Source organism: Falsigemmobacter intermedius (assembly GCF_004054105.1).
GTDB lineage: Bacteria > Pseudomonadota > Alphaproteobacteria > Rhodobacterales > Rhodobacteraceae > Wagnerdoeblera > Wagnerdoeblera intermedia.
Map to the genome: position 1 here is coordinate 1 of NZ_SBLC01000123.1, position 2,004 is coordinate 2,004.

Here is a 2,004-nt window from a genome sequence, read left to right on the forward strand (position 1 = left end):
TCGGAATACTGCTCCATACCGTCGGTAGTCGTTGCCGTGCAAGGTTGATAGGTCCGGGTTATCGGGCGCAGGATCTGAGACGGAAGAGAGGGCATCTGAACTGTTAGCGCGTAACAGGGCTCCTTCTATGAAGCAGCTCGCGGGCCAAAGCCGAAATCAGGTCGGTCTGCGTCACAACGCCGGAAAGCTTCTCTTGGCTCACAACCAGAACAGCGTCAGCGCCCTTTTCAGAAAGCCGTGAAGCCAGAAGGCCGATTGGCGCATCCTCATTAACCGTGGACGTCACCGTCGACATGATATCGGAGGCTGATTTTCGTGAACTGGTAGAGCGTAGCGAAAACCGACCGTATCGCATCTCTGATAGCCCAGCTATCAGGTTCAACTGAAAAATCACGCCTGACAGCGCACCGCTCTCAGAGACGACTGGAAGCGAGGTAAAGCCGTGGTGTCGAAAAATTCCGGCTACTTCTTCCAGAGAAGCCTCTGGCCTCACAGTCACGAGATCGCGTGACATGATCTCTCCCGCGGTTGTGGGGGTGACGTGGTGACCTGCGGCCCGCAGCTCGGCCGCGCCAATCAGTCGGGCGAGATCCTCTACTCCGACGTTGAGGGATTGTCGGTAGTCGGCAAGAAGATCACGCAGCTCTGCCTCCGTCAGCCCCAGCCTTTCAACAGCAGGAGGATCCGCGGTCAGCACAGGTCCGGGGGCTCTAAATTGGCGCATCGGATATCTGCGACCCGTCAGCCATGCCCAGAAAACCGCCAACAGCACGAGAACGAGTGATCCGGCAGCCACAGGGATCACGATATAGGTAATCTCGGGGACTGAAGTCTGTCCAACTGCGAGAGCCACCGTCAAAGCGACCGCACCGCCGGGTGGATGCGTCGCGCGCAACACAGCCATCGTAAGAATCGCGCCCGCAACGCTCAGAGGGGCTGCCATCAAGGGTTCGGGGATCACAGTGCAGACGCCGACTGCAACTATAGCTGAAGCAGTGTTTCCGATCACGACAGGCCAAGGCTGTGCCAAAGGGCTGTTGACCGCAGCAAAGAGAAGAACGGCACTCGCACCGAAAGGCGCGATCAGAGTGAACCCCCAAGCGGTCGCGTAAGAAGAAAGCGCGATCAAGCTGATGGCGGCGAGCGCCAGAAGCGCCCCTGACCCTGAACGGAGCGCCTCCCAAAAGGGAACTGCAGCGACCGGACCGAGTGCGCGCAGAGGAAATTTCAGTAAAGTGCGCATTCCGCTGCCCCCTCATAACCAAAGAGGGCTTAAACTGCCGGCCAAGCCACATCAATCATCGAAAATGTGGCACCACTTGGTCCCGGAAGTCCGGTTTATTGGGGTAGCGGGCAACCCCTTCGCTCCGGGTGTATTCCGCCCGTGAAACAATTTTGACGCAGCGGCAACTTAATTGTGTGCAGGAGGGCTCTTTTCCCCCCAGCCGGGGTTGGACCTGAGACACTGGCCTGCATGGAAACCTGCGCATGACTTCCTACGACCCAAACTACGCGATCCGAAGCGCGCTGCGCCAAGCGTATCCTGAGCCCTTGAGCGCACCGTCCCCGCGAATGCATGATCTGGCCCGTCAGCTGAACCTGCTCCTGCAGGCGCGGGAAACCGCCCGCGACGAGGCTGCAGAGTATGCCCGACTTAACTGCGGCGTGGGCGCACCAGGCATGAACTCTCCGTAGTGGAGAGCTCATGGTGAAGGTCTAATATTATCAGCCTTGATGCATTTACGAAAAGAAGGCCAGTCCCTCATACAGGGCTGGCTTGTTACTCATTTACTCAGATAAGTAATAATTCAATTAAATATTTCCGTAATTATTTGTATATTCATACATTCAATCAAATACTTGCGCGACAATGCGTTTGAGTGTTTACGCTTCTGAAAACACATGAGGCGGCCATGAAGACCATCGTCCTTGCCACCCAAAAGGGACTCTGATGTTGTAACCGCCCCCCGACGGCATCTTTGTGCCAAGGTGGGATCGTCACAA

Annotated in this window: 2 protein-coding genes; both read right to left on the reverse strand. The window is 56.6% G+C overall.

From position 1 onward, the window contains the following. Positions 1-103 precede the first annotated feature (103 nt). Positions 104-1,243, reverse strand: coding sequence for an HPP family protein (locus EP867_RS19465; RefSeq protein WP_128491075.1), 1,140 nt, complete (start codon positions 1,241-1,243; stop codon positions 104-106). A 565-nt stretch (positions 1,244-1,808) separates the two neighbouring features. Next, the coding region (locus tag EP867_RS20140) for a hypothetical protein (protein WP_206616398.1) at positions 1,809-2,004 on the reverse strand (196 nt) is incomplete at its 5' end.

Coding starts and splice junctions, on each gene's coding strand:
- EP867_RS19465 (WP_128491075.1), bottom strand. CDS start 1,243: ATGCGCACTTTACTGAAATTTCCTCTGCGCGCACTCGGTCCGGTCGCT.